Annotated in this window: 24 protein-coding genes and 1 pseudogene; 14 read left to right on the top strand and 11 right to left on the bottom strand. The window is 68.9% G+C overall.

Annotated elements, in window-relative coordinates; translation table 11 throughout:
* Window positions 1-106 precede the first annotated feature (106 nt).
* Window positions 107-1,282, top strand: a complete 1,176-nt coding sequence (locus tag BLW44_RS00980; protein ID WP_082724630.1) for an FUSC family protein — start codon at window positions 107-109, stop codon at window positions 1,280-1,282.
* Between the two features lie 53 nt (window positions 1,283-1,335).
* On the opposite strand, the gene BLW44_RS00985 is transcribed toward BLW44_RS00980, so the two are convergent.
* The gene (locus BLW44_RS00985) at window positions 1,336-1,917 is read right to left on the bottom strand and encodes a winged helix-turn-helix domain-containing protein (RefSeq protein ID WP_060928255.1); all 582 of its coding nucleotides are present in this window, start codon (window positions 1,915-1,917) and stop codon (window positions 1,336-1,338) included.
* Between the two features lie 75 nt (window positions 1,918-1,992).
* On the opposite strand from BLW44_RS00985, the gene BLW44_RS00990 reads away from it, so the two are divergent.
* Window positions 1,993-3,348: an MFS transporter gene (locus BLW44_RS00990; RefSeq protein ID WP_060928269.1), complete on the top strand. Its 1,356-nt coding sequence runs from the start codon at window positions 1,993-1,995 to the stop codon at window positions 3,346-3,348.
* A 20-nt stretch (window positions 3,349-3,368) separates the two neighbouring features.
* On the opposite strand, the gene BLW44_RS00995 is transcribed toward BLW44_RS00990, so the two are convergent.
* Window positions 3,369-4,160, bottom strand: coding sequence for an SDR family NAD(P)-dependent oxidoreductase (locus BLW44_RS00995; RefSeq protein ID WP_060928254.1), 792 nt, complete (start codon window positions 4,158-4,160; stop codon window positions 3,369-3,371).
* A gap of 116 nt (window positions 4,161-4,276) precedes the next feature.
* Here BLW44_RS00995 and BLW44_RS01000 point away from each other — a divergent pair, with 116 nt between their 5' ends.
* The gene (locus tag BLW44_RS01000; protein WP_060928253.1) at window positions 4,277-4,777 is read left to right on the top strand and encodes a MarR family winged helix-turn-helix transcriptional regulator; all 501 of its coding nucleotides are present in this window, start codon (window positions 4,277-4,279) and stop codon (window positions 4,775-4,777) included.
* 60 nt (window positions 4,778-4,837) lie between these two features.
* The gene (locus BLW44_RS01005; RefSeq protein ID WP_060928252.1) at window positions 4,838-5,296 is read left to right on the top strand and encodes a GyrI-like domain-containing protein; all 459 of its coding nucleotides are present in this window, start codon (window positions 4,838-4,840) and stop codon (window positions 5,294-5,296) included.
* A gap of 4 nt (window positions 5,297-5,300) precedes the next feature.
* Here BLW44_RS01005 and BLW44_RS01010 read toward each other — a convergent pair whose 3' ends face one another.
* Entirely contained in the window at window positions 5,301-5,519 is a 219-nt protein-coding gene (locus tag BLW44_RS01010) for an SCO4848 family membrane protein (RefSeq protein WP_060928251.1), read from the bottom strand.
* Window positions 5,520-5,654: 135 nt separating this feature from the next.
* Between BLW44_RS01010 and BLW44_RS01015 the strand changes: the two genes are divergently transcribed.
* The 4 genes from BLW44_RS01015 (at window position 5,655) to BLW44_RS01030 (ending at window position 11,155) form a co-directional block, all read left to right on the top strand.
* Window positions 5,655-6,287, top strand: a complete 633-nt coding sequence (locus BLW44_RS01015; RefSeq protein WP_060928250.1) for an RNA polymerase sigma factor — start codon at window positions 5,655-5,657, stop codon at window positions 6,285-6,287.
* On the top strand, window positions 6,287-6,769 hold the full coding sequence (locus BLW44_RS01020; RefSeq protein WP_060928249.1) for a hypothetical protein: 483 nt from the start codon (window positions 6,287-6,289) through the stop codon (window positions 6,767-6,769). Before BLW44_RS01015 ends, BLW44_RS01020 begins: the two co-directional genes overlap by 1 nt.
* A 147-nt stretch (window positions 6,770-6,916) precedes the next feature.
* Window positions 6,917-8,491: a S8 family peptidase gene (locus tag BLW44_RS01025; protein ID WP_060928248.1), complete on the top strand. Its 1,575-nt coding sequence runs from the start codon at window positions 6,917-6,919 to the stop codon at window positions 8,489-8,491.
* Window positions 8,492-8,728: 237 nt separating this feature from the next.
* Window positions 8,729-11,155, top strand: a complete 2,427-nt coding sequence (locus tag BLW44_RS01030; RefSeq protein ID WP_074731509.1) for a CHAT domain-containing protein — start codon at window positions 8,729-8,731, stop codon at window positions 11,153-11,155.
* A gap of 41 nt (window positions 11,156-11,196) precedes the next feature.
* Here BLW44_RS01030 and BLW44_RS01035 read toward each other — a convergent pair whose 3' ends face one another.
* The gene (locus BLW44_RS01035) at window positions 11,197-11,844 is read right to left on the bottom strand and encodes a response regulator (RefSeq protein ID WP_060928707.1); all 648 of its coding nucleotides are present in this window, start codon (window positions 11,842-11,844) and stop codon (window positions 11,197-11,199) included.
* The gene (locus tag BLW44_RS01040; RefSeq protein WP_139305213.1) at window positions 11,841-13,358 is read right to left on the bottom strand and encodes a sensor histidine kinase; all 1,518 of its coding nucleotides are present in this window, start codon (window positions 13,356-13,358) and stop codon (window positions 11,841-11,843) included. The genes BLW44_RS01035 and BLW44_RS01040 overlap by 4 nt, the downstream gene beginning before the upstream one ends.
* 146 nt (window positions 13,359-13,504) lie before the next feature.
* Here BLW44_RS01040 and BLW44_RS01045 point away from each other — a divergent pair, with 146 nt between their 5' ends.
* From BLW44_RS01045 to BLW44_RS01055, 3 genes are all read left to right on the top strand, one after another.
* Window positions 13,505-14,272: a universal stress protein gene (locus BLW44_RS01045; protein ID WP_074731511.1), complete on the top strand. Its 768-nt coding sequence runs from the start codon at window positions 13,505-13,507 to the stop codon at window positions 14,270-14,272.
* Between the two features lie 142 nt (window positions 14,273-14,414).
* On the top strand, window positions 14,415-15,029 hold the full coding sequence (locus BLW44_RS17680) for a hypothetical protein (protein ID WP_060928710.1): 615 nt from the start codon (window positions 14,415-14,417) through the stop codon (window positions 15,027-15,029).
* A 37-nt stretch (window positions 15,030-15,066) separates the two neighbouring features.
* Window positions 15,067-16,374 carry a signal peptidase I gene (locus tag BLW44_RS01055; protein ID WP_060928711.1) on the top strand — a complete coding sequence of 436 codons (1,308 nt, stop codon included), beginning with the start codon at window positions 15,067-15,069 and terminating at the stop codon, window positions 16,372-16,374.
* A 246-nt stretch (window positions 16,375-16,620) separates the two neighbouring features.
* On the opposite strand, the gene BLW44_RS01060 is transcribed toward BLW44_RS01055, so the two are convergent.
* Window positions 16,621-16,950 carry a TraR/DksA family transcriptional regulator gene (locus tag BLW44_RS01060; protein ID WP_060928712.1) on the bottom strand — a complete coding sequence of 110 codons (330 nt, stop codon included), beginning with the start codon at window positions 16,948-16,950 and terminating at the stop codon, window positions 16,621-16,623.
* 1,185 nt (window positions 16,951-18,135) lie between these two features.
* On the opposite strand from BLW44_RS01060, the gene BLW44_RS01070 reads away from it, so the two are divergent.
* Complete coding sequence (locus tag BLW44_RS01070; RefSeq protein WP_060928770.1) at window positions 18,136-18,684, top strand: DUF488 domain-containing protein; 549 nt, start codon at window positions 18,136-18,138, stop codon at window positions 18,682-18,684.
* A 433-nt stretch (window positions 18,685-19,117) separates the two neighbouring features.
* On the opposite strand, the gene BLW44_RS01075 is transcribed toward BLW44_RS01070, so the two are convergent.
* The 5 genes and pseudogenes from BLW44_RS01075 to BLW44_RS01095 all read right to left on the bottom strand — a co-directional run bounded on the left by BLW44_RS01075 (window position 19,118) and on the right by BLW44_RS01095 (window position 23,595).
* The gene (locus BLW44_RS01075; protein ID WP_060928768.1) at window positions 19,118-19,894 is read right to left on the bottom strand and encodes a DeoR/GlpR family DNA-binding transcription regulator; all 777 of its coding nucleotides are present in this window, start codon (window positions 19,892-19,894) and stop codon (window positions 19,118-19,120) included.
* The gene (locus BLW44_RS01080) at window positions 19,891-20,745 is read right to left on the bottom strand and encodes a class II fructose-bisphosphate aldolase (protein ID WP_060928769.1); all 855 of its coding nucleotides are present in this window, start codon (window positions 20,743-20,745) and stop codon (window positions 19,891-19,893) included. The genes BLW44_RS01075 and BLW44_RS01080 overlap by 4 nt, the downstream gene beginning before the upstream one ends.
* A complete protein-coding gene (locus BLW44_RS01085) occupies window positions 20,742-21,683 on the bottom strand; it encodes a 1-phosphofructokinase family hexose kinase (RefSeq protein ID WP_074731513.1) in 942 nt (313 codons plus the stop codon). Before BLW44_RS01085 ends, BLW44_RS01080 begins: the two co-directional genes overlap by 4 nt.
* Window positions 21,680-22,671, bottom strand: a pseudogene (locus tag BLW44_RS18515) (ROK family protein). The gene BLW44_RS01085 and the pseudogene BLW44_RS18515 overlap by 4 nt, the downstream one beginning before the upstream one ends.
* Before the next feature lie 24 nt (window positions 22,672-22,695).
* Window positions 22,696-23,595 (bottom strand): SIS domain-containing protein, encoded by a 900-nt coding sequence (locus tag BLW44_RS01095; RefSeq protein WP_060928750.1) that lies wholly within the window; start codon window positions 23,593-23,595, stop codon window positions 22,696-22,698.
* A gap of 288 nt (window positions 23,596-23,883) precedes the next feature.
* On the opposite strand from BLW44_RS01095, the gene BLW44_RS01100 reads away from it, so the two are divergent.
* Window positions 23,884-25,131: an extracellular solute-binding protein gene (locus BLW44_RS01100; RefSeq protein WP_060928749.1), complete on the top strand. Its 1,248-nt coding sequence runs from the start codon at window positions 23,884-23,886 to the stop codon at window positions 25,129-25,131.
* A 31-nt stretch (window positions 25,132-25,162) separates the two neighbouring features.
* Entirely contained in the window at window positions 25,163-26,134 is a 972-nt protein-coding gene (locus BLW44_RS01105; RefSeq protein WP_060928748.1) for a carbohydrate ABC transporter permease, read from the top strand.
* The last annotated feature ends 1 nt before the right edge of the window (window position 26,135 follow it).

Consider the following 26,135-nt stretch of genomic DNA (forward strand, 5'->3'; position numbering starts at 1 on the left):
CGTCGTCGCGTCCGCTACCCGTCGTCGGCGCCGGAATCAACCCGGTGCTGCTCGCGAGGCAGAACGGCTAGCGTCACCCTGCGAGGGAGGATGACGAAAGGATGCCGTGACGAACCTGATCACCCGCCTCGGTCCTCGGCGCACGGGGATCGTGCGCGCTCTGCATGACGCCGTCAGACCGGCGCGCCTGCTCCTGGTGGCGAAGACCGCTCTCGCCGTCGGCCTCGCCTGGACCCTCGCGCCCCACATGCCGGGGGTCACCGACGAGTACCCGTACTACGCGCCGCTCGGCGCCCTCGTCAGCATGTATCCCACGCTGATGGGGTCGGTGCGGTCCGGCCTGCAGACGCTGCTCGGCCTCGCGACAGGCATCGCGCTCGCGGCGATCGTGGTGCTCACGGTCGGCCCGACGTGGTGGACGATCCCGGCCGTCGTCGGCATCGGCGTGCTCGTCTCGGGAACCGGCTGGTTCGGCGTCGGCCGCGAGTACGTGCCGATGGCGGCGCTCTTCGTACTCATCATCGGCGGCGAGAACGCCGACGAGTACTCGCTGGGATACCTCGTGCAGATGGGGGTCGGCGTGGTCGTCGGGCTCGTCGTGAACGTGGTGATCGCCCCCGCACCGCTCACGCTGGCCGCCGCGGCCAGGGTCGAGGCGTTCCGGCTGCAACTGAGCGAGCACCTGCACGACATCGGCGCAGCCGTCTCGGAGTCCTGGCCCCCTGAGCATCAGCAGTGGGCCGAGGATGCCGCCTCGCTCGCCGACACGACGGCCGAGTTGCGCGCTGCGCTGTCGGAGGCCGACGACAGCCGACGCGGCAATCCGAGGGCGCGCGGACGCCGGGGCGAGACTCAGCACATCCACGAGGAGCTGAGTCGACTCGACCGAATCGCGCACCTCATCCGGGACATCTCGGACGAGATCGCCGACACGATCTGGGATCGGCCGGGCGCTCTCGTGCTCGACCCTGCACTGCCGGACCCTCTGTCGGCCGCGTGCCATGCGGTCGCCGAGGTCATCGCACAGGACGACCCTGCGACGTCGGAGGATCATCGCGAGCGCGCCGAGGCTGCCAGAGCCATCCGACTGCTGCTCGAGACGGTCGACGACCGCACGCTCGCCGCGCGTCGCTCGATGGGCCCAGGAGTGCTCACCGCCATGCACCTGCGCCGCATCCTGATCGTCAGCGGGCACCGAGAGCCAGACGAGGAGGCGGGCGTCGAGGAGGATCAGGAGCGCGAGGACGAACCGAGGGGCGAGGACGAACCGGAGTCGCGGTGACCCGCCCTCCTCCGACCCGCACTCCTGCGAGGCGAGCGCGCAGTGCCGCGGCGTCAGATCAGGTCGTCGGCGGCGAGGATGTCGATCTGCCACGGGCGACCGGCCGGGTCTGACGAGTCGTGCGCGTCGACGGCCTCGGTGATGACCTCGTGGATCCGCTCCATCACCGCATCGAACTCGACCTCGGTGAGTCTGACCATGCGCTGCGAGAAGGTGGCGTGAACCTCCGTCGTGCGGCCCGAGAGGTATTCCGGCGTCCAGGCGACCACCCGTGCCATCATCTGCTGGTGATCGTCGGCCAGCGAGCGCACCATGGCTGTGCCGAGCGCCTCGTCGGGAACCGGATGCTCGGGTCCGCCCACGTTGATCGCGCCCTTGCGGGCTTTCCACACACGATCACGACGATCCCGTGCATGCTCCGGGGCCTCTTCGATGAGGCCGGCGTCGGCGAGAACCCGCAGGTGGAAGCTCGCGCTGTTGGCCGGGACGTCGAGGTCGGCGGCGACGTCGGCGGCGCGGAGGTACTCACGGCGGGAGAACAGCCGGATCATCTGACGCCGCAGCGGATGCGCGTAGGCCTTCAGCATCGCCGACGTCATCCAGACCTGTTCGGCATCCTGCTGCGGCTCACCCATGTGTCGAGTGTATCCGCACCGGAACTTGCGCAATAAGTATTGCGCAATTGTTCTTGCGCAATTATGGTGGTGACCATGACGACCGTGACAGCACCGCATCGGCTGTGGCAGAACCCCCGCTACCTGACCTGGCTCGTGAGCGACACGAGCAAGGGACTAGCCGCCGCTCTGTTCGCGTTCGCGATCCCGCTGCTCGCGCTGATCGTGACGAACGACCCCGCGCAGGCGGGCATCATCGGCGGTGCGGGGATGGCTGCGCGTCTCGTGTTCACGCTCGCAGGCGGGGTGCTCGCCGACCGGCATCCGCGTATCGTCCTGATGCTGATCGGGGCGCTCGCCGGCATCCTGCTCTCCGGCGCCTTCACCGTGCTGGCACTCCTGGATGCGCTGACCTTCGGCACGCTGCTGGCCGCGAACATCTTGCTCGCCGCCCGCGGCGGACTCTTCGACGTCGCGGGCGAGAGCGCCATCAAGGAGATCGTCCCCGATGACGCGATGGGACGGGCGCAGGCGGCGAATCAGGGGCGCGACGCCGCACTGCAGCTCGCCGGCGGGCCGCTGGGCGGGCTGCTGCTGGGCGCCGGCGGGTGGCTCGTCGGAGTCGCGATGACGCTCTGCCACGGGATCGCCGCAGCAACCGCATGGATGCTGCATCGCCAGGCCCGCCGCGCGGGGATCGTCGACACGGGGGCGGATGCCGACGAGCCTCGCGTGGGCGCCTCGTCGGAGAACCCAGCGGCGGATGCAGAGGCCGAGGCGGATGCAGTGGCCGCAGCGCCCGCCGGGAGCAGCGCATGGGCAGAGTTGCGTGAGGGATTCGGATGGCTGCTCTCGCGACCCGACCTCGGCGGCGTGCTGCTGATCATCACCATCATCAACCTCGGCTTCAATGCCGCGATCACGACCGTCATCTACGCCCTGCAGCAAGCCGGATACTCGGAACTTCTGATCGGCAGCCTCAGCGCAGCCGTCGGAGCCGTGATGCTCGTCGGAGCGGTGGTCGCCCCGCTCCTCGTGCCACGGATCAGAGCAGGAGTACTGGCGATCAGCGGGCTCTCAGTCGTGGCGATCGGCGCGATCGTGCTTTCCATGGTCACGAAACCTTGGGCGATCGTCGTGGTGCTCGGCGCATCCGTGCTGCTGCTCCCCTCCCTCAATGCCGGGATGATGGGCTACTTCATGGTCGCGACTCCGACCCGGCTGCTCGGGCGGGCGAACAGCGCGGCGGGCGTGCTGGGCATGGGCGCGCTGCCCCTCGCGCCGCTGATCGCCGGCTTCGGGCTCAGCTGGATCGGCCGCGAATGGACCATGCTCGTCTGCGCAGCCCTGTGCGTCCTCGCCGTCGCGCTCGCGCTGGGCAACCGTGCTCTGCGCGCCCTGCCGGTCGAAGCGCGGTGGGCCGAGCACGCCAGGCAGTACGAGACCGCCTGAGCGATCGCTCGGCGATCGCCTCACAGGATCGCGGTGAGCACTCCGCCGTCCGCGCGCACGGCGGCACCGTTCGTCGCCGAGGAGAGCGGGCTCGAGAGGAAGGCGACCAGATTCGCGATCTCCGTCGGGTCGATGAAGCGCTCCAGGAGAGTCGTCCGGTTCTGGCCGATGATGGCGTCCTTCATCTCCTCCACAGGCAGCGCCTGAGCATCCGCCACCGCCGCCACGGATGCGGCCACTCCGTCGGAGAACGTGGGTCCGCCGAGGACGGTGTTGACAGTCACCGAGGTCCCGCGGGTGAGCTTGGCCAGCCCGTTCCCGACGGCGAGCATGGCCGCCTTCGTCATCCCGTAGTGCACCATGTCCGCCGGCACGTTGACACCGGACTCGCTGCTGATGAAGATGATCCGGCCGGACCCTCGTGCGAGCATCCCGCCGAGCACTGCCCGGGACAGCCGCACACCGCTCATCACGTTGACCTCGAAGTATCGCGTCCACTCGTCATCGGCGATCGACGCGAAGTCGGCGAGACCGAAGAGACCGACGTTGTTCACCAGGATGTCCACCTCACCCAGCGCCTCGGTGAGCGCGGTCACCTCTGCCGCCTGCGAGAAGTCCGCCACGAGACCCGACACTCGCGCACCCGGCTGCTCGTCGCGCAGCCGCTCCACCGCCCGATCGAGGCGCCCCGCGTCGCGCCCGTTCAGCACCACCTCCACGCCTTCGGCCGCCAGGGCGGATGCCACGGCATACCCGATCCCCTGACTCGAGCCACTGATGAACGCCCTCTTGCCCTGCAGTACCAGATCCATCACCGCTCCTCTTCAGCGCCGTTCGTCGGCACGTCTTCACTTGCTTGAGCAAGTCACGGTACAGGGGATGACTTGCGTGAGCAAGTGAAAAGCCACTGGTGGAGTATGCTCGCACCATGTCTGAGAATCCGATCGCCGGTCCACTGAGCGCGGACGAACTGGACATCTGGGCACCCGTCGCGACGCTGCTCGAGCGACTCCCGACCGCACTCGACGCCCAGCTCCAGCGCGACAGCGGGCTGACCCACTTCGAGCACGGCATCCTGTACGCGCTCGATTCCGCCCCCGATCGCACACTGCGCCTCAGCATCCTCGCCGGCTACGCCAGCTGCACCCTCTCGCGGCTCTCCCGGGCGGTCTCCCGACTGGAGGCCAAAGGATGGGTCCGCCGCGCGACCGACCCCACCGACGGGCGGTTCACCCTGGGCATCCTCACCCCGAGCGGGCACGACAAGGTGGCCGAGTCGACCCCTGCGCATCATGCGCTGGTGCGCGAACTGGTCTTCGAGAGCCTGACCGCGGCTCAGCGTCGCCAGCTGCGCATGATCAGCCAGAGGATCTCGGCCGCGATCGGCCCTGACGAGTCGTGGCGGCCGCCGACGCTCGAGCGCCCGTGACGGATGTCGGGCCCCGCGCGTAGGATCAGCGGCACGCGCCGACGACCCGAGGAGACGACGATGTCCGCCCTGCAGATCACACAGAAACCGCTCCCTTACGTCCGCCTCGCTGCGCTGACCGAGACCGTCGCGTCCCAACCCGAGGTCGCGGCCGTCGTGGGTCCGCTGTTCGATCGGGTGGCCGATGCGATCATCGCCTCCGGCGGCGAGCCGGGGCTGCCGATCGCGGAGTACGACATGAACAAGCACGGTGTGCGGATCACAGCCGGTTTCGTCTACGACGGTCCCGCCGTCGATGGGATCGTCATCGTCGAGCTGCCGGCCGTCGACGCGGCGTTCACCGCCACTCACCTCGGCACGATGGCGAGGATCGATGACAGCTGGCACGCGGTGAACCAGGCCATCCTGGCGAATGGCTCGACGGCCGTGGGGGCATGCCGCGAGGTCTATCTGCAGTCGGAATCCGAAGACCAGGCCGACTGGGTCACCGAGCTGCAGCAGCCGGTGGCGAGTTCCTGACCCGTCAGAGCGCTCCGGCGAGCGCGGCGACGCCGACGATCACCGAGACGAGGGCGAGCACCAGGGCGACCGCGATCAACACGGCGTGGACCTTGAGGAATGCGGTGGCCTTGCCGTCGGCATCCCGAGCCCGAGGGTCCGTCGAGACGCGCTTGTAGAAGCGCGGCCACACGAGCACGTTGAAGGCGGCGTTGAGGAAGAGCACGACGGCGAGAGCGATCACCCCTCCACGCTACTGCCCGGCCCGTCTCGTGCCTGGCGCCGTCGGTCGATGCCTACCGTCTGCAGGACTCCCGAAAAACTGACCGAGTCCATGTATCAGGAACCCCTTGCCGCGCTCCTGATCAGTGTGATCACAATGGGACTCATGATCGACGGCGCACCCGATGGCGCCGCCCTCGATCCTGCACCGGACGACGGCGCGGCACGCTGGAGGCGTGCCGCCGACTTCTTCGACGCATGGCGGGACGGCGACAGCCGCGCGATGGACGACCTCGTGCGGTTGATGACGCCTGTCCTCTGGCATGTCGTGCGCGCGTACGGACTCGAACGCACCCTGGCCGAGGATGTCATCCAGACGACCTGGCTGCAGTTGGTCCGAGGGCACCGCTCGATCTCCGATCCGCGTGCGGTGTCGGCCTGGCTCACCACCACCGCTCGCCGCGAGGCATGGCGCGCCGGCAAGGCCCACGGTCGCATCGACACCACCGAAGCGGATGCTCTCGATGCTCTGCTGCCCGCACAGCAGTCCGCCGAGGACCACGCCGCGACCGGCGATGAGAACAGGCGGCTCTGGTCCGCCGTGCAGCGCCTCGCCGAGCGATGCCAGCGACTGCTGCGAGTCATCGCCTTCGAGGAGCGCCCGGACTACGCGCGACTGGCAGCCGACCTGGCGATGCCGGTGGGCAGCATCGGACCGACGCGACAGCGCTGCCTCGCGAAGCTGCGGGACCTGCTCGACGCGCCCTCACCACGGACGGAGGGCCACTGATGAGCGAGAACGACCGCGTCAACGGCGGCGACAACCACGAGGATGCCGAGCTGTTCGCCCAGCTGCGCTCACTGTGGCGCGACGTCGACCCGATGCCCGCCGCGCTGATCGATCGGATGATCGCGGCCGTCGCCTCCGAGGGCCTCTCGGACGAGTACGCACTGCTCACCCTCGTGGAGGATCCGCTCGGAGCGGTGCGCGGCGACGCCGATGCGCTGACGCTGCAGTTCAGCGACGGCACCACCAGCATCCTGCTCCATGTGACTCGTTCCGCGACCGGCGCGCACCGCATCGACGGCTGGGTGGATACGGTGACCGGCGAGATCGAGCTCGCCCAGGGCGATCGCATCCGCACGACGTCGCCGAACGACACGGGTCGATTCGTCTTCGATGACGTGCCGGATGGTCTGACGCGCGTTCGCCTCACCGCCACCGTCGGCGACGAGGAGCGCACGCTTTCGACACCGCAGTTCGAGTTGTGATCGACCGTGCGGTGACCGCGCACACGAGGGGAATCCGCCACGACGCGGCCGACCCGCCCATGCACACCCGAGGCGGGTCCGCCCGCACACCACACTGCGGGTCAGCCCGCACACGACGCGGGTCCGCCCGCATGGAGAGGACCGACGATGGAACAGCCCCAGGGGTGGAGTTGGCAGGACCGCGCAGAGGGGTCGATCAGGCGGGGAACCGCACTCGACCCGTCGATCGAGCAGGTCGACGGAGTGCGGGCGTTCCCGACCGCGTACCTGCAGGAGCGGCTGCTGATCACACAGGATCAAGAGAACGACCAGGAGGCCTACGATCGAGAGATCCGGGAGCTGCGCGAGGCGGCCGGCTCCTTCGGATGGAACCTCGAGATCGAGAGTCCGGATGCTGCGCGCTCCGCCGCTCCGCTGCTCCCCGGCGTCCCCGGCTTCCTGCGGGCACGACTCACGACGCCCGACGAGCCCACCCGCGGTGAGTCCCCCGTGCCCCCGGATGCCTGGCGCGTACTGCAGCGCGCCCGCCGCAGCTCGGGCACCCCCATGCCGCGCACCAGCCTTGAGCACGTGCTGTCGATCGACCCGGTGGGCCTCAACCCGTTCAGCCGCACGAACCCCTTCAGTCGCACGAACCCCTTCAGCCGAACCAATCCGGTCCGCGGTGCGGGAGGAGGAGCAGGCGGCAGCGACGACTACCTCGAACCCGGGCGCGGAGCTCGGCAGCCGGTGACCTGGGTCGGCCCGGCACCGCGGCGCACCGCCGCTCCGAAGCGCGGCCGTCGCCCGGTGGTCGCGGTGCTCGACACGGGCTGCGGGGTGCACGACTGGCTGCCGGATGACATCGTCACCCGGCACATCGAACTCGACGGGGTGCCCGTCGGCCTCACCGATGACGCCGATCCCGAGCGGTACCCCGATCTGTACGGTCAGCTCGACGGCGAGATCGACGCGGTCGCGGGGCACGGCACGTTCATCTCAGGCATCATCCGGCAGACGGCGCCCGAGGCTGACATCCTGTCGATCCGGATGGCTGGGGCGCTCGGGGTGATCGATGAGAGCACGTTCCTCACCACGGTCGCCCAGGTCGTCGAGCTGCTGCGCCGACACCGCGAAGACCCCTCGACCGGGCATCCGATCGACGTGCTCAACCTGTCGCTCGGGTACTACCACGAGACGCCGGTCGACGGTCAGTTCAGCATGACGCTCCACGCGCTGCTCACGGCGGCACGCGAGCTCGGATGCGTGGTGGTCTGCTCCGCCGGAAACGACGCCATCGACCGACCGTCGTTCCCGGCATCCCTCTGGCCCTGGCCCGGGGCGGACAACGGCATCCCGCGCGATGACGACGCACCGCATGTCTCGGTCGGAGCGCTCAACCCGTCGGCCCGCTCCGTCGCACTGTTCTCGAACGTCGGACCGTGGGTGCAGGTCTACGCGCCCGGTGCGGCCGTCGTCAGCACCTCTCCTGCGTTCATCGGCGGAGAGCAGGCGTCGACGAGAGCGGATGTCGACGGACTGCGCCGCGAGACGATCGACCCCGACGACTACCGGGGCGGCTTCGCGATCTGGAGCGGCACGTCGTTCGCAGCTCCGTACGTCGCCGGCCGGATCGCCGCGCAGCTGGGCACGGTTCCGGCACGGGGTGTCGCATCGGATGCTGCAGCCAGGGCCGTAGCGGCCGTGCTCAAGAACCTGCCCTCGCCGGTGGAGAGGCGGTAGCCCCGGCATCCGTCGCTCCGCCCGCCCCCGTCCCGCCTCTTCGCACACCTCCGTCCACTTGCATGCCCAGATCACACCTGCATGCCCGAAACCCCTGATTCGGGCCTGCACCTGTCTTCTCGGCATGCATTCGTGCGGGGCACGGGGCCGAGCACCGGAAGCGGACCCCGGGCGAGCCGGGAATCGGATGCGGCCGCACACCTTCCCTGCAACCGACCTGACCGGCATTCTGGTGAGATGCCACTGTCTGCCGTCGAGCTGCACCAGCGCGGCGTCGATGCGGCCAACTCCCGGAGGTTCGCTCAGGCGCGACGCGCGCTCACCGCGGCATCCACTCGCACCGAGGATGCCGACCTGCGGGCGCGCATCGACGGCACCATGGCATACGTCTTGGCCCAGACCGGCCAGCCTTCCGACGCCGAGGCGCTGTCGCGGGAGGCCCTGCGACGACCGGGGCTCAGCGCCGAGACGATCGCGCTCGTGCAGGGGCAGCTCGGCACCCTCCTCATGCACGGCGGACGGCTCGACGAGGCGCTGGCACTGCTCACTGCCGCGATCGACGGTCTCGACGACGGCTCGATCGAACGGGCGAACTGCCTGATGAGCCGGTCGATCGTCGCCATGCAGCGCCACCGGCTCGACGACTGCACCACCGATCTGCAGCATGCGATCACCGCCTACGAGGCGCACGGCGCTGACGAGCCGCTCGCCGAGGCCCGCCACAACCTCGGCTACGCCGCACTGCTCGGCGGCGATCTCGTCACCGCTCTCGCGCTCATGACGCAGTCCCGGCCCATCCTCGCCGCGACGAGCGACCTGGCCGCCGCGATCAGCGATCTCGACCGTGCAGAAGTGCTGCGCGACGCCGGTCTGACCACCGAAGCGGAGGAGCTGCTCGGCGCGGTGGCCGTGCAGTTCGGCGTGCAGCGGATGCGGCAGGCGCGCGGCGAAGCCGAGTTCCACCTTGCCCGGTCGCTGCTGAGGCATGACGTCGCGGCCGCCGAACGCGCAGCGGCGCGGGCATCCCGTCGCTTCGCCGCGCTCGGCAGCGAGGGGTGGGCCGCCCGCGCCGAAGCCGTGCGCCTCGAGGCCCGACTGCGCGCCCGCCCGAAGACGCCGCCCGTGGCTGAGGACTTCATGCGCACCGCCGCAGCGCTCACTCGGGGCGGCTTCCGCACCGAGGCTGCCGCACTGTCGTTGACGGCACGACTGAGCGACGGCGGACGGATGCCGCGGCTCACCGCCGACGCCCCGACGCCGCTGCGACTGCGCGCCCAGGAGGTGCGCGCCGCCCGGGCCTTCGCGGCGGGCCGGGATGCCGAGGCCCGCCGCTTCGCTGCGGAAGGTCTCGACCTCCTCACCGCCTGGCAGCAGTCCTTCGGCGCGCTCGACCTGCAGGCGTCCGTGGCGATGCACGGCACCGAGCTGGTCTTCACTGGTCTCGCAGCGGCGGCCCGCTCGCGCGTCCCCGAGGTGCTGTTCGAGTGGTCGGAGCGCGCACGGCACCTGAGCCAGCAGGTCGCTCCGGTCCGCCCCCCGCACGACGCCGAGCTCTCGGCCGACCTGGCGGAGTTGCGGATGCTGCGTGCCGACCTCGCGGGCTCGGACTGGACGACGGATGCCCGCGTGCGCGAGCTGCGCGACCGAGTGCGCGACCGCCAATGGTCGATGACCGGAGCGGGGGGCAGCCGTGAGCGCCTCGGCCTCGCCGAGACGCAGTCCCAGCTCCACGAGGACACCGCCGTCCTCGCCTACGTGTACACGCGCACGGCGCTGCTGTGCGTGGTCGTGACCCGCTCGACCGCATCGATCGTGGAGCTGTCGTGGCCGCGCATCCAGTCGGCGCTCGACGGGCTCCGCGCCGACCTCGACGTCTCCGCCCTCACCCGCGGCGGTCCGATGGCGCAGGTCGTGGTGCGGTCGCTCGACGAGAGATTGCGCGTGCTGGACGAGGCGCTGCTGTCCCCGGCCGTCGCGGCGGCGGGCGGCGCGACGCGCTTCGCGGTGACAGCGCCCGGCATCCTCGCCGGCATCCCCTGGGCGATGCTTCCCGGCATGACGGGCACGCCGTTCACCCTTGCGACGTCGGTGTCACGTTGGCTCGGCGACACCACCCCGGCGCGCAGGACTCGCACCGCGGGGTTCGCCGCCGGACCCCGTGTGGCGCGGGCCGGCGAGGAGGTGCAGCGCGCAGCGGATGCCTGGACCGGTGCGACAATCCTCGACGGCGAGGAAGCGCGCGTGTCGGAGGTCACCGGCCTCGCCGAGCGCGTCGACGTGCTGCACATCGCCGCACACGGACGCCACGCGGTCGACAATCCCCTGTTCTCGGGGTTCGAACTGGTCGACGGCACGCTGTTCGGCTACGACGTCGACCTGATCTCCCGGGCGCCGGACACCGTGGTGCTGTCGGCCTGCGAGCTCGGCCGCTCCTCGGTGCGGTGGGGCGAGGAGGCGTTGGGCATGACCAGGGTCTGGCTGCACGCGGGCACCCGCTGCGTCATCGCGGCGCCGGTGGTGGTGGCGGATGACGTCGCCTGCGAACTCCTCGGCGCCGTGCACGCCGAGCTCGCGGCAGGCACCCTGCCCGCAGAAGCACTGGCCTCTGCAGCCGTGAGCACCGGCCTCACCGCGCCGTTCCAGTGCCACGGCAGCGGGCTCTGAACCAGAGTGCCGGAGCAGGTACAGCACTGTGAAGCGAAGAGTCAGGGCTCGGTGGGTGATGTGGCGTAGACCGCGGCCTGAGTGCGGCGTTCCATGCCCAGCTTGGCGAGGAGGCTGGAGACGTAGTTCTTCACCGTCTTCTCGGCGAGACCGAGGCGATCCCCGATCTGCCTGTTGGTCATGCCGTCGCCGATGCAGGTCAGTACCTGCCGTTCACGCAGAGTCAGGTCCGTTGCGGGGAACCTGCTGTCAGCGTTCGGCTGCGCGGGCGCCGCGGACATCGCCTGCACGACGCGGTCGGCGACGTGGCGGGACACCAGTGATTCGCCTCGGGCGGTGCGCCGGATCGCATCCGCGAGGTTGCGCCCGCGGATGTTCTTGAGCTCGTACCCGGACGCACCAGCCAACACCGCGGCCACACTGGCTTCGTCGTCGTCGTGGGCGGTGAGCATGAGGCAGCGGATCCGGGGTTGGGCCGAGCGGATGGCGCGGCAGAGCTGAATTCCGTCGCCGTCCGGAAGGCGCAGATCCAGGACCACGACGTCGGGCGATGTCGCGGGGATGCGCGCCAGCGCGTCTCGGACGGTGCCCGCTTCGCCGACGACGCTGAGGTCGGGCTGTACCTCGAGGAGAGCCGCGACGCCGTGCCGGACGATCTCATGGTCGTCGACGAGGAACACGCGAGTCATACCCTGCTCCTCTCCTCGACGAGCCGCGCCCGCCAGATCGCCCGCGTTCCTCCTTCTTCCGCGCAGCCGAGAGTGAAGTCGCCTCCGCGCCGTCGAGCACGGTCAGTGAGATTGCCCGTGCCGCTGCGGCGTACGGCATCCGGCGACACTCCGACGCCGTCGTCGGTCACCACCACTTCCACCGAGCGCTGATCGACGCTGACCGTCACCGTCGTCACGTCGGAACCGGCATGCCGGGCGACGTTTGCGAGGCATTCCCGGACGACGGCGATGACGTCGTCTGCCACGGTGCCGGTCAGCATCAGGTCCACCGGGCCGCGGAAGGTGAGCTGCGGGCTCACGCGCAGCGAATCGCTCATCTCGCTCACCACATCGAGAATGCGGTGCCGCGCCGACCCGGTGGATGCGCGCCGTCGAGAGGTCAGCGCGAACACCGCGGTGCGGATCTCGTCGATCGCCCCGTCGATGGCGTCGACCTGTTCGATGAGGGCGCCCTCCGCCTGCGGAAAGCGGGCGGCTATCGCCTGGAGCGACAGCCCGGTGCCGAAGAGGCGCTGGATGACGTGGTCGTGCAGATCGCGAGCGATCCGACTGCGCTCCTCGGCCAGCTCCACTCGGTGCCGGTCGCCGCGGGCTCGGATGAGTTCGATCGCCAGCCCGACCTGGGTGGCGAACTCGGCGGCCATGTCGACGTCGTCGGCGGTGAATGAAGGGGTCCCGCGGGATCGCGAGAGCGCGAGCGCGCAGATCGACTCGCCGGCGACCACGACGGGCAGCACCATGCTGGGCCCCATCTCGGCTTCCACTGAGATCGAAGCCGTGCCTGCGGGAGACAGAACCACGCGTCCGCTGCGCAGCGCGCGGTCGACGAGACTGCCGCGACGCTCGTACCGACGCCCCTCGAATCGCTCCGCGCCGCTGCCGCGTGCGGTGTGGATGAGCAGCAGGTCAGAGTCCGGGTCGGGGACCACGACGCTGATGACGGCAGCGGCGACCACAGTGCCCACACGAGCGAGGACCACGCCGACGGCGTCGGAGACATCCTCAGACAACAGTGCCGATGACACCTCGGTCAGCGCCGTGCTCCAGCGGAGCTGACGTCGGAGCTCCTCGTAAAGCCGACTGTTCTCCAGCGCCACCGCGGCCGTTCCCGCCAGCGCGACGATCATCTCCTCGTCGTCGGGTGTGAAGGGTGCGGCGGAACTCCCCGTCAGGTAAAGCGCTCCATACGCCTCACCGTGGGAGCGAAGGGGAACGGCAAGGAACTCGGGAACGTCGTCCGCAGAGATGCCGGCGCGTCGATGCTCCCGCTCGACCCCCGTGAGCGGCGTCAGATCGGAACTGTCCAAGTCAGCCAGCGGGCCGCGTGAGGCGGAGCCTGCGACGTGTGTGACGCGGTCCGCGAGCCCCCGTCGACGATCGAACAGGACGATTGCACCGTCGAGAGCGTCGAGAAGGGACACCGCGGCGTCGACCGTTCGTCGCAGAACAACATCGACGTCCAAGGACTCCATGACGGCGCGATGTGCCTCGAGCAGTCTTCGCAGACGATTCTCCGACACTCTTCCTCACCCCCTCGTGTAGCGAGGACCATACCGGAGGGACGGTGGGACCTTCGACCCTGTTGACAACGGCGCCTGCACGCGAGAGTGAAGAGATCATGAGCAGAGCGAAATCCCGGTCCCGCCGAATCGTGGGGATCGATGGGACCGCCACGGCCGAGACCGCGCTGCGGTGGGCTGCACGCCGCAGCACGGACGACGGCGCGCCACTCCTTCTCGCACACGTCGGTCCCTTCCTGGGCCAGTCGGACGCATCCGTCCTGGAAGACGCGCGGGCGATCATCGGTGCCGAGCATGCCGGCCTCGCGGTCGAGTCGCGGGATCTTCGCAGCCCCGTCTGGAAGGCGCTCAGCGAGATCGCGGATCCCGATGACGTGATCGTGATCGGCGCTGACACGGCGGGGCTCGGGCGGAGCCGGGTGAGCGGTGCGTTGAGTGTTCAGCTGGCCATCAGGTCACAGTGCGCCGTCGCGGTGATTCCCGACATGGATCTGAGCTTCCGTCGGGGCGTCGTCGCCGGAATCGGGACCGCCAACACCGCTCGCCGGGTGGCCGAGGCCGCATATGTCGAAGCGCGTGACCGCGACGCGCCCCTCACGCTGATCCATGGAGGCTGCATCGACCACTGCACCGACGGACTCGATGCCGCCGAGCGAGCGCTCCTGGCGATCGACCCGACCATCAGTATCCGACGGCGCGTGCTGTCGACGTCGGCCGCAGACGCTCTGCTCGATGCCTCGCTCGACAAGGAGCTCCTCGTTCTCGGCCGGGGGTCGCGGAGCGCATCCGGGACTCCGATCGGCGCCGTCACGCACACCGTGCTCATGAACGCCACATCTCCCGTGCTGTTTCTGCCACCGGGCTGAACCCATGGGACTTTGGTCCCTACTGCTCCGCCGACAGCCGTTCTACCGTGAAACATCGAGCATTGCGGTTCGCCGCGCTCCGGCGGCACGTTCGCGTCGCTTCTCCTTCTCCCCAGCCCCACTTCCTTCGAAGGGTTCCTCCATGCCGTCTTACTCCCGCCGCAACCGTGCCATCGCCGCTCTCGTCATCCCCGTCTCCGTCCTCCTCGCCGGCGGACTCGTCTGGCAGAGCTCGTACGCTGCCTTCTCCGCTCGCACCGAGAACTCGGGCAACTCCTGGAGCACCGGTCGCGTGACCCTGACCGATGACGACCGGGGCGCAGCAGCCCTCACCGTCGAGAACATGGTCCCGGGCGACCGCGGCGAGAAGTGCGTCGTCGTCACGTCGAGCTCGAACGTCCCCGGCGAGGTACGCACCTATGTCGAGGATCTGCTCAAGGACCGCGGCCTCGAGAACCACATCCTCATCTCGATGGAGAAGGGCACGGGCGGGTCCTTCAACGACTGCACCGGCTTCACCCCCGACCCGGGTGCAGCTCCCCTCACCGGCACGCTCGCGCAGCTCGCCGCTGCCGACACTGACTGGGCGACGGGCGCCAACGGCTGGACGACCACCGGCACCGCCGGTGAGTCCATGACCTACCGCGCCCAGTGGTCTTTCGACACCACCGGCATGACGCAGGCCGAGATCGATGCCCTGCAGGGCGCGCGCGTGGGACTCGACGTCGTCTGGGAGCTCCAGACCACCGATAACTGATCCGCCACTTCACAGGAGCTGCGCCGCGAGGCGAACCATGACCACCACCCTCCCCCCGAAGGACGCCGACGCGTCTGTTCAGGAGCACCCCACTCCTGAACCGTCGTCCGGTGCCTTCGGGCGGGACGGCTGGATCAGGTTCGCACTGCTGCTCGTCTCCCGCGGATACCTCGCCGTCATGGCGACACTCGCCATCATCGCCCTGCTGCCGATCCTGCTCGGCTGGCGCCCCATGATCATCCTCAGCGGATCCATGGAGCCGACCATCTCCGTGGGCGACGTCGTCCTCATCTCTGACGTCCCGACCGGACAGACCTACGGCGACGGGATGGTGGTCGCGTTCGAGACCGTCACCGTCGATGACGAGCCCATCATCAAGATGCACCGCATCGTCGAGACCCGCGAAGACGGGTTCGTCACACAGGGCGACGCGAACGCAGATCGCGACTCGGGCACTCTCACCGAAAGCGAGATCCAGGGCGCCGGCCGACTGCTCGTCCCCTTCATCGGACTGCCGCTCTATTGGATGGGACGGGACCCGCTGGCTCTGGCGGCGTGGATGCTCGGCGCCCTCGTGGCCGTCGGACTCGCACTGCCGACGCCCTCGCGCGCACGGCGCTCCGAGCAGGTCGTGATCGCCGCCCTCGCTGCTGCCGCGATCGTCGCGGGAGCGGCTTCCCCGTCCGCGCACGCCTATGCCGCGTTCAGTGCGCGCACCACCACCTCGGCGACCTGGGGCGCGGCCGCGCTCCCGCCCATCGCCATCGGACGCGCGGAGCCATTCTCACTCCTGGCCGCCACGTCGCTCTCCGACGGCCTATTCACCTTCACCGACATCAGCGGCAGCATCGGCACAGCCCCCGGCACCACGATCTCGAACTTCAGCGTCCTCGACCGGTACGGATCACTGGAGCGCAATACAAGCGTCGCACGCGTGGCCATGGCCGACGCGCGCACGCTCGCCACTGCGCTGGAAGCGCGACCCGCGACACCGCGCACCGGAACACTCACCGGCCGCGTGACCCCCGGCACATACTCGTGGAACACGCTCAGCGCCTCCGGCACCATCACGCTCGATGCCGCGGGAGACCCGAGCGCACGATTCGTCTTCATCGCCAACAGCCTGACCATCGCGAACAACACCAACATCGTCCTCGCGAACGGCGCGACGGCCACCAACGTGTACTGGCGTATTCGCGGCGGAGCAACCCTGAACACCAGCACGCTGCGCGGCACACTGCTCGCAGACAGTGCGATCACCGCCAACACCGCGACCGTTTTCGGCCGACTCATCTCCTTCAACGGATCGATCAGCGCCAACCGGTACACGATCAGCCAGCCGTAAAGATCACGCCTGGCGACGCCAGGGAGAGGAGATGCCACTCGCGCATACCGTGGAGGCGCTCACGCTGCGATCGCGTGGACCTCATCCCCAGGAAGGATCAGCGGCCCGCCGGGTGGCTTGTTGTTTGGGAAGCGCGCATCCCCTTGCTCCGAATGGGAGGTCGCGCCGAGGGTTCGTTGATGAACGACGCCTAATCGGATTCCCCTGGGGTCCGGGTGGACCGAGGGGATCTCTATCGGTTTGCAGCTACGCGGCTTCGGCATGATTCTGACAATCGATGCAGGCGGAGGCGTGGGGGACGACTTCGAGGCGTGCGGGCGGGATCTGTGCACCGCATCGTGCGCACCGGCCGTAGGTGCCGGCGTCCAGCCGGTCGAGGGCTGCGCTGATCTGGTGGATCGTGATGCGATGTGCCGCTGCCGTCTGGTAGGCGACGGGGTCGATGGTCGGAAGGGCGCGCGGCTCCAGGGCGTCCAGGAGCGTCTGACGCTCGAGGAGGCGCTGCTCCAAGTGCTTCCTGATGTTCGCAGTGTCGGAGGTGGTGACCGAGACTTGCGGGGTGGTGTGGGTCGTCATGAGTGCTCCTCTGGGTACAAAAAAAGCGCCGCTGTTGCGACGCGCTGGATGACCGAATAGCCCTGAAGGGTCTATGGCGAAGCAGCGCGGAGAGCGGACCGGAAGAGCAGGCCGCCGCCGCTGCTTCGACGGGGCGGAAGAACCTCGTGCCGCGCGCCCGCAAAGCCGACCACGCTCGTCACCACAGAAGCGTCCACAAGACGCTCCGAGTGAGTGCGGTCAAAGACGGTGATCATGGCCCTCACCATAGCCTCACCTACAGAAAAAGCAAGTCGCCATCACGCACAGGACAGCCGGTTGCATTAACCCCGGTCCTGGCTATGGTGAGGGCATGGTAGCCAGCACCTTCTGTCGCGATTCTCTCGCAGAGTCGGCTGCTGCTTTCCTTCTCGCGGTGCCGTTTCCGTTCGTGGACGCGCGGTGGTTTCTACGCGTTCGACGAGCTCCGCCGGAAAACGAGTAACCCTCTTCACTGTGCGCGATATGTGTCTTTTCGTCGCGCTCCAGACCGGATCTAAGGAAAGCCATGACCATTGAACACAACCCAGCCCTGCTCATCGAGCGAGCCACGACAGCACGCATCGCAGCTCTGCGGGACACGCTCCGTGGCCTCCGTCATGAACACGAAGCCGCTGTCACCTCGACGCCGATGCCCACCGAATCTGCAGTGACTCGGCGCGTCCACGCGGACGTGCACCGCCGCCATGCCGACAACGACGGGACGAAGGAACGCCTCATCGAGGAGGTGGGACTCACATGCGGGTGACGGAGAAACGACGTTCGCGCATCATCGACACCATGCGCGAACTCCGCTCATGCTCCATCGCGCAGGCGTCGACCAATGACTTCATCTGAGACGTCGAATCCCGGCACAGCATTGCGATTGTGTTCACTCAGGAGCCGAATTGACTTCCACTGGAAGACGGCTATGGTCAATGGTTCATACGCCAGCCATCTAGGGGAAGCGAGTACCGATGTCCGGTAAGTCACCAAGCACACGTGGAGCGAAGAAGGCTCCTCAACTGTCGATCAAGGAGAAACGAGCGGCGAAACGCGAGAAGCGCGAGCCGGACGCCTTCCTCAAGCCGCGCAAGGGGGCGAGCCGCTGACCGGCTGGCCGGGGGCTCCTTGGGTGTGAGGAGCCCCCGGCCCGTCAGCACAATCTCGCAGCGTTTCAGGAGCATGATGCAACAGCCGACAGTGTTCACCATCGGTCATTCCACGCACCCCATTGACGAGTTCATCACCCTGTTGCGAAACAACGGGGTCCAACAACTCGTCGACGTGCGAACAGTTCCCGGCTCACGGCACAACCCGCAGTTCGGAGCGCAGGCCCTCGAACAAAGCCTGAACGACGCCGACCTGGCGTATGCGCGGATGGAGGAACTCGGCGGACTGCGATACACGCCGGCGAAAGTGGAGAGCATCAACGGCGCCTGGCGCAACACGAGCTTCCGAAGCTACGCCGACTACATGCAAACCGAGCCTTTCGCCCACGGAGTCGACGCACTGATCGCCCTTGCGAAGGAGCAGACCGTGGCGATCATGTGTGCGGAAGCGGTGCCGTGGCGCTGCCACCGATCCTTGATCGCCGATGCGTTGCTCGTTCGTCACCTCGCAGTGAAGGACATCATGAGCGTCACCTCGACAAAACCGCACACTCTCACCTCATTCGCCGCGGTGGACGGTCAGCGACTGTGGTACCCGCCCACCAACCTGTCAGAGCAATCGTGAACATGTGCACGTCCTCGGATAGCTGCGCCCTCGCACATCACGTTCCTCGAAGAAGAGCTGTTGCACGCACGCGAACGATCCACACGCGCAAACGCGCGGTCGCGGAAACGGATCGGGTGGCGGGCAACGGTCCGCGTCGGCGCGCACTTCTGCGACCTTCTCGCGCGCCGCTCTGAACTTTTTCTCCAGACGATGTATCAGAGCGGGAGTGCGCCGCTCCTTATCTCCAGAAGGTGCCACGCGGAGGGCTTCGGAAACGAAGCGCGAGGGAGGCGCAGTCGACTGGGGAACCTCGTGCACTGGGGAGTGTGAGGACGACAGACACCATCTACTCCGGGGATGCCGCGAGAAAGGGTCGCGGCATCCCCACCAGGAGTCCGGCCATGGGGATGACCGGAAGCCCGGGCGGGGTCCGGACGGCGACGCGGGGGCGTCAGGCCGTCAGGACCTCGTAGCCCGCCGCGCGCAGTTCCGCGAGGGCGGCCGCCCCGGCACCGTCATCCGTGAGGAGCACGGGGAACAGTTCCGCACCGCCGACCGACGCGAACGCGACCATGCCGATCTTGCTGCTGTCGGTGACGACGACCGCGCGCCGCGCACGCTCGGCCATCATGCGGTTGACCGCCGCCTCGCGCTCGTCCTGCGTGGTGGCGCCTGCCGTGGCATCCATGCCGTTGACGCCGATGAAGGCGATGTCGAGCCGCACGCCGCGCAGCAACTGCTCGACGAACGGACCGACGAGCTCGTAGCTGCGGGAGTGGATCACCCCGCCGGTCACGACGACCTTGATGTCCGGTCGGGTCGCGAGCTGGGCGGCGATGTTCACGGCGTTCGTGACCACCGTGATCCCTGGTCCGACGGAGAGATCGTCCCGCGCGGCGAGCGCCGCCGCGATGGCCGTGGTCGTCGTGCCGCCGGACAGCCCGACGACCATGCCCGGCGCGACGAGTCCCGCCGCGGCCTGCGCGATGCTCTCCTTCTGCTGGCTGCGCTGGTGGCTCTTGTAGCGGATCGGCAGCTCGTAGGCGACCGAATGCGCCACGGCCCCTCCGTGCGTGCGCGTGAGCAGACGCTGCTCGGCGAGCGAGTCGAGGTCGCGCCGGGTGGTCGCGGCGGAGGCCCCGAAGCGCTCCACGAGCTCGTCGACGTTCACCTCGCCGTCCGCGGCCAGCAGGTCGAGGATCGCGTTCAGGCGGGCGGCGCGTTTCATCTCGGCACCTCGATGTCGTCGAGCGCGAACAGGCGCAGCAGTCGTGCGGCCTCTCCGGCGAGCGCGGTGCGGGCCGGAGACAGGTACTTGCGCGAGTCGACGAGCGTCGCGTCCGCATCGAGCGTCGAGCGGATGGCGCGGGTGAAGAATCCGTTGAGGTGCGTCGACACGTTGATCTTGGTCATGCCCGCCCGCACGGCGTCGGCGATCACCGCGTCGGCCACCCCGGACGAGCCGTGCAGCACCAGCGGCACCGGGAGCGCATGCCGCAGGCGGGCGATGAGGTCGAGATCGAGGGATGCCGTGCGATCGGTCATCGCGTGCGACGAGCCGACGGCCACGGCCAGCGCATCGACTCCGGTCGCCGCGACGAATGCCCTGGCCTCGTCGGGATCGGTGCGCACACCGGGCGCGTGCGCCCCGTCCTTGCCTCCGACCTCGCCCAGCTCGCCCTCGAGGTAGACGCCCGCCGCGTGCGCACGCTCGGCGACGGCCGCCGTGACGGCGACGTTCTCGTCGTAGGGCAAGGCGCCGCCGTCGAACATGACGGAGCCGAAGCCCATCGCGATCGCCTCGTCGACGAGCTCTGGGCGCTCGGCATGATCGAGGTGCACCGCCACGGGCGTCTCGGCCCGTCGGGCCACTGCCAGGGTCGCCAGTGCGATCGGCTCGAGACCACCGTGGTAGTCGGCGCAGTTCTGTGAGATCTGCAGGATCACCGGCAGCCCCGATTCGGCGGACGCACGCACCAGCCCCTCGGCGGTCTCGAGATGGATCACGTTGAACGCGCCGATGCCGGTGCCGCGGGTCGCGGCATCCGTCACCAGCTCACGGGCGGAGACCAGGGTCACAGGGGGTCCTCTCGAACGGTGCGGGGGAAGGGGGCGACGACCAGACGCTCCTCGAGCGCCACCCAGTCGTCGGAGATCTCACCGGCGAGCGGCATCAGCACCGCCGCGGCCGACCAGGCCGTCGCTCGGCGCAGGAGGGTCTCGGGATCGCGGACACCGTCGGCGTACAGCACGGCGCAGGCGGCGACGCCGGCATCCCCCGCACCGGTCGGATTGCCGGACAGCGGCGCATCCAGGCGCGCGTGCAGCGTCTCCGATCCGGTGACGGCGAGCATGCCGTCGGCTCCGAGCGAGAGCAGCACGAGTTCCGCGCCGCGGGCGATCAGCGAGCGGGCGCCGTCGATCGGGTCCGCGATGCCGGTCGCCTCGACCAGCTCGGCGGCGTTGGGCTTGAGGACGGATGCTCCCGCATCCGCCGCCTGGAGCATCGCGGGTCCTGACGTGTCGACGATCACCGGCACACCGGCATCCCGTGCGGTGCCGATCAGCAGCGGCAGGAGCGTCTGCGGCGCACCCGGCGGAAGACTGCCGGACACGACCAGCACCTTCGCACCCGGGAGTGCGTCGACGACCTCGCCGAGCAAGGCCGCCCATTCGGGGTCGGACGGGTTCACGCCTCGTTCGTTCACGATCGTCGTGTCGCCGAGCGACTCGTCGACGAGGGCGATGCTCTGCCGGGTGGCGCCGACGACCTCCACGAGCCGGTGCGGCACACCGCTGGTCGCGAGTTCGGCGGCGAGCTCGATGCCGCTGCGACCGCCCGCGGTCGACACCGCCAGCACGGAGGCGCCCTGCGCATGTGCGACCCTGGCGACGTTGAGGCCCTTGCCGCCGGCGCGGACCGCGCCGGCATCCGCTCGGTGCGTCGCGCCGGGCACGAGCCGGTCGATGCGCCAGGTGAGATCGAGCGCGGGGTTCGGGGTGACGGTGAGGATCATGCGAGCTCCCTGGCGCGCAGCGCCGCCCCCAGGATGCCGGCGTTGCCGGACAGCTCCGCGGGGACGAGCTCGGGGATGCGGTGGAAGCTGAGCCGTTCGGCCAGTCGCGCGCGCAGCTCGTCGAAGAGAGCGCCCCCGGCTCGGGAGAGTCCTCCGCCGATCACGATCGCCTCCGGCGCGACCACCGCCGTGAGCTGAGCGAGGGACAGGGTGAGGGCGTCGAGGGCCGAGTTCCAGATCTCGGCGGCGATCCGGTCGCCCGCGGCGGCCCGGGCGATCACGTCCTTCGCACCGTCCGGGTTCACACCGGTCGCCTCGCGGTACCGTCGCGCGATGGCACCGGCGGACGCGACCATCTCGAGGCAGCCTCGAGCCCCGCACGCGCACACGGGCCCGTCGGCGATCGGCGAATGGCCGATCTCGCCGGCGTACCCGCCCGCCGTGTACGGCTCTCCCCCACGAGCAGTGCCCCGGCGATCCCGGTGCCGATCACCAGCACCACCGAGTTCGAGTACGCCCTCGCCCCGCCGAGACGGTGCTCGGCCCAGCTGGCCGCCCGCACGTCGTGGTCGAAGGCGACGGGCAGCCCGAGCTTCGCGGAGGCCAGATCACGGAGAGGGGAGTCGTGCCAACCGAGGTTGCTGGCGAACACGCCGAGCCCCGCCTCCGCGTCGACGATGCCCGGCACGACGAGTCCGGCGGCGCGCGGGATGACGTCCGGGTGGTCGGCCGTCAGCTCGGCGGCCAGCACCCCGAGGCGCTCGATGAGCACCTCGGTGCGATCGCCGTCGGCCACCGGAGTCGGCGTGCGCCGGAGCCCGAGGGCCACTCCGTCGGCGTCGAACAGCGCCGACTTGATGTCGGTTCCACCCACGTCGAAGGCGAGCACCGGGGCACCGGCACCCATCGTGCGTGCGGCCGCGAGCCTCTCGCCCGATGCGTCGCGCACGACGTCGTCGATGCCCGCGGCGTCCTCAGGCATGGTCATCGGCTGCTCCGCACGTGGCTCGGGTCATGCATCCAGGATGACGGATCGCGTGAGGTTGCGCGGCTGGTCGGGGTCGAGGCCCCGGGCGACCGCCCTGTCGAGCGCCACGCGGTGCAGGCGCACGAGGTCGGCGAGCGGGTCGATCGGATGCTGCACGAAGCGCGCTCCAGTGGACTCGACCTGTGCGGCGAGCCCCTCGGGAGCCTGTCCGAACTGCCAGGTGACGCGGCCGGGAGCGGCGATCGCGATCGGGCCGTGGCGGTACTCCATCGACGGATAGGACTCGGTCCACGACTGCGACGACTCGCGCATCTTGAGAGCCGCCTCGTGGGCGAGGCCCACCGTCCAGCCGCGACCGAGGAACGAGTACTGCTCCGCATCGCGGAGCTCATCATCGTCGTCAGAGGTGGCGAGCACGGCAGCAGCGTCGTCGATCGCCCCGGTGAGGTCCTCACCGAGCGAGGCGCGGAAGAGCGCCAGCGCAGTGGTGGCGAAGCGCGTCTGCACGACCGACTTCTCGTCGGCGAAGGGCAGCAGGACCGCGTCGTCGACGAGCGAGACGAGCGGGGAGGTCTCATCGCCGATCACGCCGATGGTGCGGACACGGCCGCGGATGCGGTCGACGAGCTCGAGCACCTCGGTGGTGGTTCCCGATCGGGTGAGGGCGACGACGGCGTCGTAGCCGCGGTCGACGAACGACTCGGAGGCGGCGAAGGCATCGGTCTCGCCCTGCCCCGAGCTCTCCCGGAGGAATGCGTACGACTGCGCCATGAACCAGGAGGTGCCGCAGCCGACGACCGCGACCCGTGCTCCGGATGCCGGCAGCAGCGCCTGCTCGGTGCGCAGGTCGGCCGCGCGCGCCCAGGTCTCGGGCTGTGAGGTGAGCTCTTCGCGCATGTGTGCGCCGGGCAGAAGTTCAGTCATGTCGGACCCTCCGGACCAGATGTTGCAGGTTTGTGATTGTTTAGAGGCTTATTCGATCATAGTATTTCGAAACAAGGAACTGTTGCAAGGTTCCTCTTGATTTGTTTATTCTCCTGACAAATAATCGAACAAGTTCCACGCCCCCTCCGGCGATCCGGTCCAAGGAGGGTTCCCCGAGCCGACCCGGCTTGACCCGATCGTCCCTCCACCGGGGGAGGCGGTCACACGCACCGTCGCGTGTTGTGCTTGCGACTGTGCACCACCTACACAGTGAGGAATGCAATACACATGAAGAAGTCACTGCGATTCGGCGCCGCCGCTCTTGCGGCCACCGCCACGCTCACGCTCGCTTCGTGCGGGTTCGGCGGCACGACCGGAGGCGGCGGCGGTGACGCCGACGGCGAGACCACGCTCAACCTCCTCGTGCCGAGCTACTCCGACGCCACCAAGGGGCTGTGGGAGGACGTGATCGACGGTTTCGAGAAGGAGAACCCCGAGATCAAGGTCGACCTCGAGGTGCAGTCCTGGGACAACCTCGAGAAGGTCGTCTCCACCAAGATCCAGGCGGGCGAGGCACCCGACATCTACAACGGAGGTCCGTTCGCCGGATTCGTCTCCGACGAGCTGCTCTACCCGGTCTCCGACGTCGTGTCCGAGGACACGCTCGCCGACTTCCAGGAGTCGTTCCTCGCGAACGCCGAGGTCGACGGCACCGCGTACGCGCTGCCCCTGATCGCATCCGCTCGCGCGCTGTTCGTGAACAACGCCCTGCTCGAGCAGGCCGGCGTCGAGGCGCCGACCGACTGGGACGAGCTGCTGGATGCCGCGACCAAGGTCTCCGCTCTCGGTGGCGGTGTCGCCGGATACGGCATGCCGCTCGGCTCTGAAGAGGCGCAGGCCGAGGCTGCCGTGTGGCTGTGGGGCGGCGGCGGATCGTTCGGTGACGCATCCGAGATCACGATCGACACCCCCGAGAACCTCGCCGGCGCCGAGCAGATCAAGAAGATGATCGACGCGGGTGCCACCCAGGCCGACCCCGGTTCCACCCAGCGGTCCCCGCTGATGGACATCTTCATCCAGGGCAAGATCGGCATGCAGGTCGGTCTGCCGCCGACGGTGGGTCAGATCGAGGAGGGCAACCCCGAGCTCGACTACTCCATCGTCCCGATCCCGACCGAGGACGGCTCGCCGTTCACGCTCGGCGTCATGGACCAGCTGATGGCGTTCCAGAACGACGGCGACAAGCAGGAGGCGATCACCAAGTTCTTCGACTACTACTACTCGGCCGACGTGTACGTGCCGTGGGTGCAGGCGGAGGGCTTCCTGCCCGTCACCAAGTCCGGTGCCGAGCAGCTCGCCGGCGAGGAGGCGCTCGCGCCGTTCCTCGAGGTCCTGCCCGACGCCCAGTTCTACCCGTCGACGAACCCCAAGTGGTCCGCCACCGACGGCGCGTTCAAGTCGCTGTTCGGTCAGCTCCAGACGAAGTCGGCACAGGACGTGCTGACCGAGATCCAGGCACAGGTCGACGCGGGCTGAGCCCCGCCGACGGAGAGGTTCGGATATTCCCATGAGCCAGACGAAAGAATCCCCGAACCTCGCGGGGGCGGCCACCGGCCGCCCCCGCACCCCGGGCGCTGCGAAGGCGACGCGGGGCAGGCCGGGGGGCAAGGACCTCCTGCAGGCGCTGCCCTGGATCGCCCCGGCGCTCCTGCTCATCATCGGCGTGGTGCTGTTCCCCGCCGGAGTGATGTTCTTCAACTCCACGCGTGACATCTCGCTGTCCGGTCTCGACAAGGGATCGGTCGGCTTCGACAACTTCGTCACCGTCTTCACGTTCGCCGAGTTCTGGCCGATCATCTTCCGCACGGTCGTCTGGGTCGTCGTGGTCGTCGGATTCACCGTGATGATCTCGCTCGGACTCGCGCAGATCCTCAACAAGGCGTTCCCCGGCCGCCAGATCGTGCGCATGGCCGTGATCGTGCCGTGGGCGGCATCCGTCGTGATGACGACGATGGTCTTCTACTACAGCCTCGAGCCGTACTTCGGGGTCCTCAACAAGTTCCTCTACGACATCGGACTGTCCGACGACGCGGTCGGCTACGGCTGGACCAAGAACCCCGCCACCGCGTTCGCCTGGTCGATCGTGATCGCCATCTTCGTCTCGCTGCCCTTCACGACCTACACGATCCTGGCCGGACTCCAGACGGTCCCCGCCGACACCCTCGAGGCCGCCAAGATGGACGGCGCCGGCGCCACCCGCACCTACTGGACGATCGTGCTCCCGCAGTTGCGCAGCGCCCTCGCGGTGGCGGTGCTCATCAACATCATCAACGTGTTCAACTCGCTGCCGATCCTCAAGGTCATGACCGGGTCGATCCCCGGCTACGGCGCCGACACGATCATGACGATGATCTTCAAGTACATCGAGCTGCAGAAGAAGGTCGACGTCGCCAGCGCCCTGTCGGTCGTCGCCTTCCTCATCGTGATCGTGATCGTCGCGATCTACGTCAAGGCCGTCAAGCCCATGAAGGAGGTCTGAT

It is taken from the genome of Microbacterium hydrocarbonoxydans (genome assembly GCF_900105205.1).
Taxonomy (GTDB): Bacteria; Actinomycetota; Actinomycetes; order Actinomycetales; family Microbacteriaceae; genus Microbacterium; species Microbacterium hydrocarbonoxydans.

What these genes read in the sequence shown, in the direction of transcription:
- BLW44_RS01005 (WP_060928252.1), top strand. Translation starts at nt 4,838, where the DNA reads ATGTCCGCCCTGCAGATCACACAGAAACCGCTCCCTTACGTCCGCCTC.
- BLW44_RS01060 (WP_060928712.1), bottom strand. Translation starts at nt 16,950, where the DNA reads ATGACGACCCACACCACCCCGCAAGTCTCGGTCACCACCTCCGACACT.
- BLW44_RS01075 (WP_060928768.1), bottom strand. Translation starts at nt 19,894, where the DNA reads ATGAAACGCGCCGCCCGCCTGAACGCGATCCTCGACCTGCTGGCCGCG.
- BLW44_RS01030 (WP_074731509.1), top strand. Translation starts at nt 8,729, where the DNA reads ATGCCACTGTCTGCCGTCGAGCTGCACCAGCGCGGCGTCGATGCGGCC.
- BLW44_RS17680 (WP_060928710.1), top strand. Translation starts at nt 14,415, where the DNA reads ATGCCGTCTTACTCCCGCCGCAACCGTGCCATCGCCGCTCTCGTCATC.
- BLW44_RS01040 (WP_139305213.1), bottom strand. Translation starts at nt 13,358, where the DNA reads ATGGAGTCCTTGGACGTCGATGTTGTTCTGCGACGAACGGTCGACGCC.
- BLW44_RS00995 (WP_060928254.1), bottom strand. Translation starts at nt 4,160, where the DNA reads ATGGATCTGGTACTGCAGGGCAAGAGGGCGTTCATCAGTGGCTCGAGT.
- BLW44_RS01025 (WP_060928248.1), top strand. Translation starts at nt 6,917, where the DNA reads ATGGAACAGCCCCAGGGGTGGAGTTGGCAGGACCGCGCAGAGGGGTCG.
- BLW44_RS01045 (WP_074731511.1), top strand. Translation starts at nt 13,505, where the DNA reads ATGAGCAGAGCGAAATCCCGGTCCCGCCGAATCGTGGGGATCGATGGG.
- BLW44_RS01035 (WP_060928707.1), bottom strand. Translation starts at nt 11,844, where the DNA reads ATGACTCGCGTGTTCCTCGTCGACGACCATGAGATCGTCCGGCACGGC.
- BLW44_RS00985 (WP_060928255.1), bottom strand. Translation starts at nt 1,917, where the DNA reads ATGGGTGAGCCGCAGCAGGATGCCGAACAGGTCTGGATGACGTCGGCG.
- BLW44_RS01020 (WP_060928249.1), top strand. Translation starts at nt 6,287, where the DNA reads ATGAGCGAGAACGACCGCGTCAACGGCGGCGACAACCACGAGGATGCC.
- BLW44_RS01015 (WP_060928250.1), top strand. Translation starts at nt 5,655, where the DNA reads ATGGGACTCATGATCGACGGCGCACCCGATGGCGCCGCCCTCGATCCT.
- BLW44_RS01070 (WP_060928770.1), top strand. Translation starts at nt 18,136, where the DNA reads ATGCAACAGCCGACAGTGTTCACCATCGGTCATTCCACGCACCCCATT.
- BLW44_RS01000 (WP_060928253.1), top strand. Translation starts at nt 4,277, where the DNA reads ATGTCTGAGAATCCGATCGCCGGTCCACTGAGCGCGGACGAACTGGAC.
- BLW44_RS01105 (WP_060928748.1), top strand. Translation starts at nt 25,163, where the DNA reads ATGAGCCAGACGAAAGAATCCCCGAACCTCGCGGGGGCGGCCACCGGC.
- BLW44_RS00990 (WP_060928269.1), top strand. Translation starts at nt 1,993, where the DNA reads ATGACGACCGTGACAGCACCGCATCGGCTGTGGCAGAACCCCCGCTAC.
- BLW44_RS01055 (WP_060928711.1), top strand. Translation starts at nt 15,067, where the DNA reads ATGACCACCACCCTCCCCCCGAAGGACGCCGACGCGTCTGTTCAGGAG.
- BLW44_RS01100 (WP_060928749.1), top strand. Translation starts at nt 23,884, where the DNA reads ATGAAGAAGTCACTGCGATTCGGCGCCGCCGCTCTTGCGGCCACCGCC.
- BLW44_RS01085 (WP_074731513.1), bottom strand. Translation starts at nt 21,683, where the DNA reads ATGATCCTCACCGTCACCCCGAACCCCGCGCTCGATCTCACCTGGCGC.
- BLW44_RS01095 (WP_060928750.1), bottom strand. Translation starts at nt 23,595, where the DNA reads ATGACTGAACTTCTGCCCGGCGCACACATGCGCGAAGAGCTCACCTCA.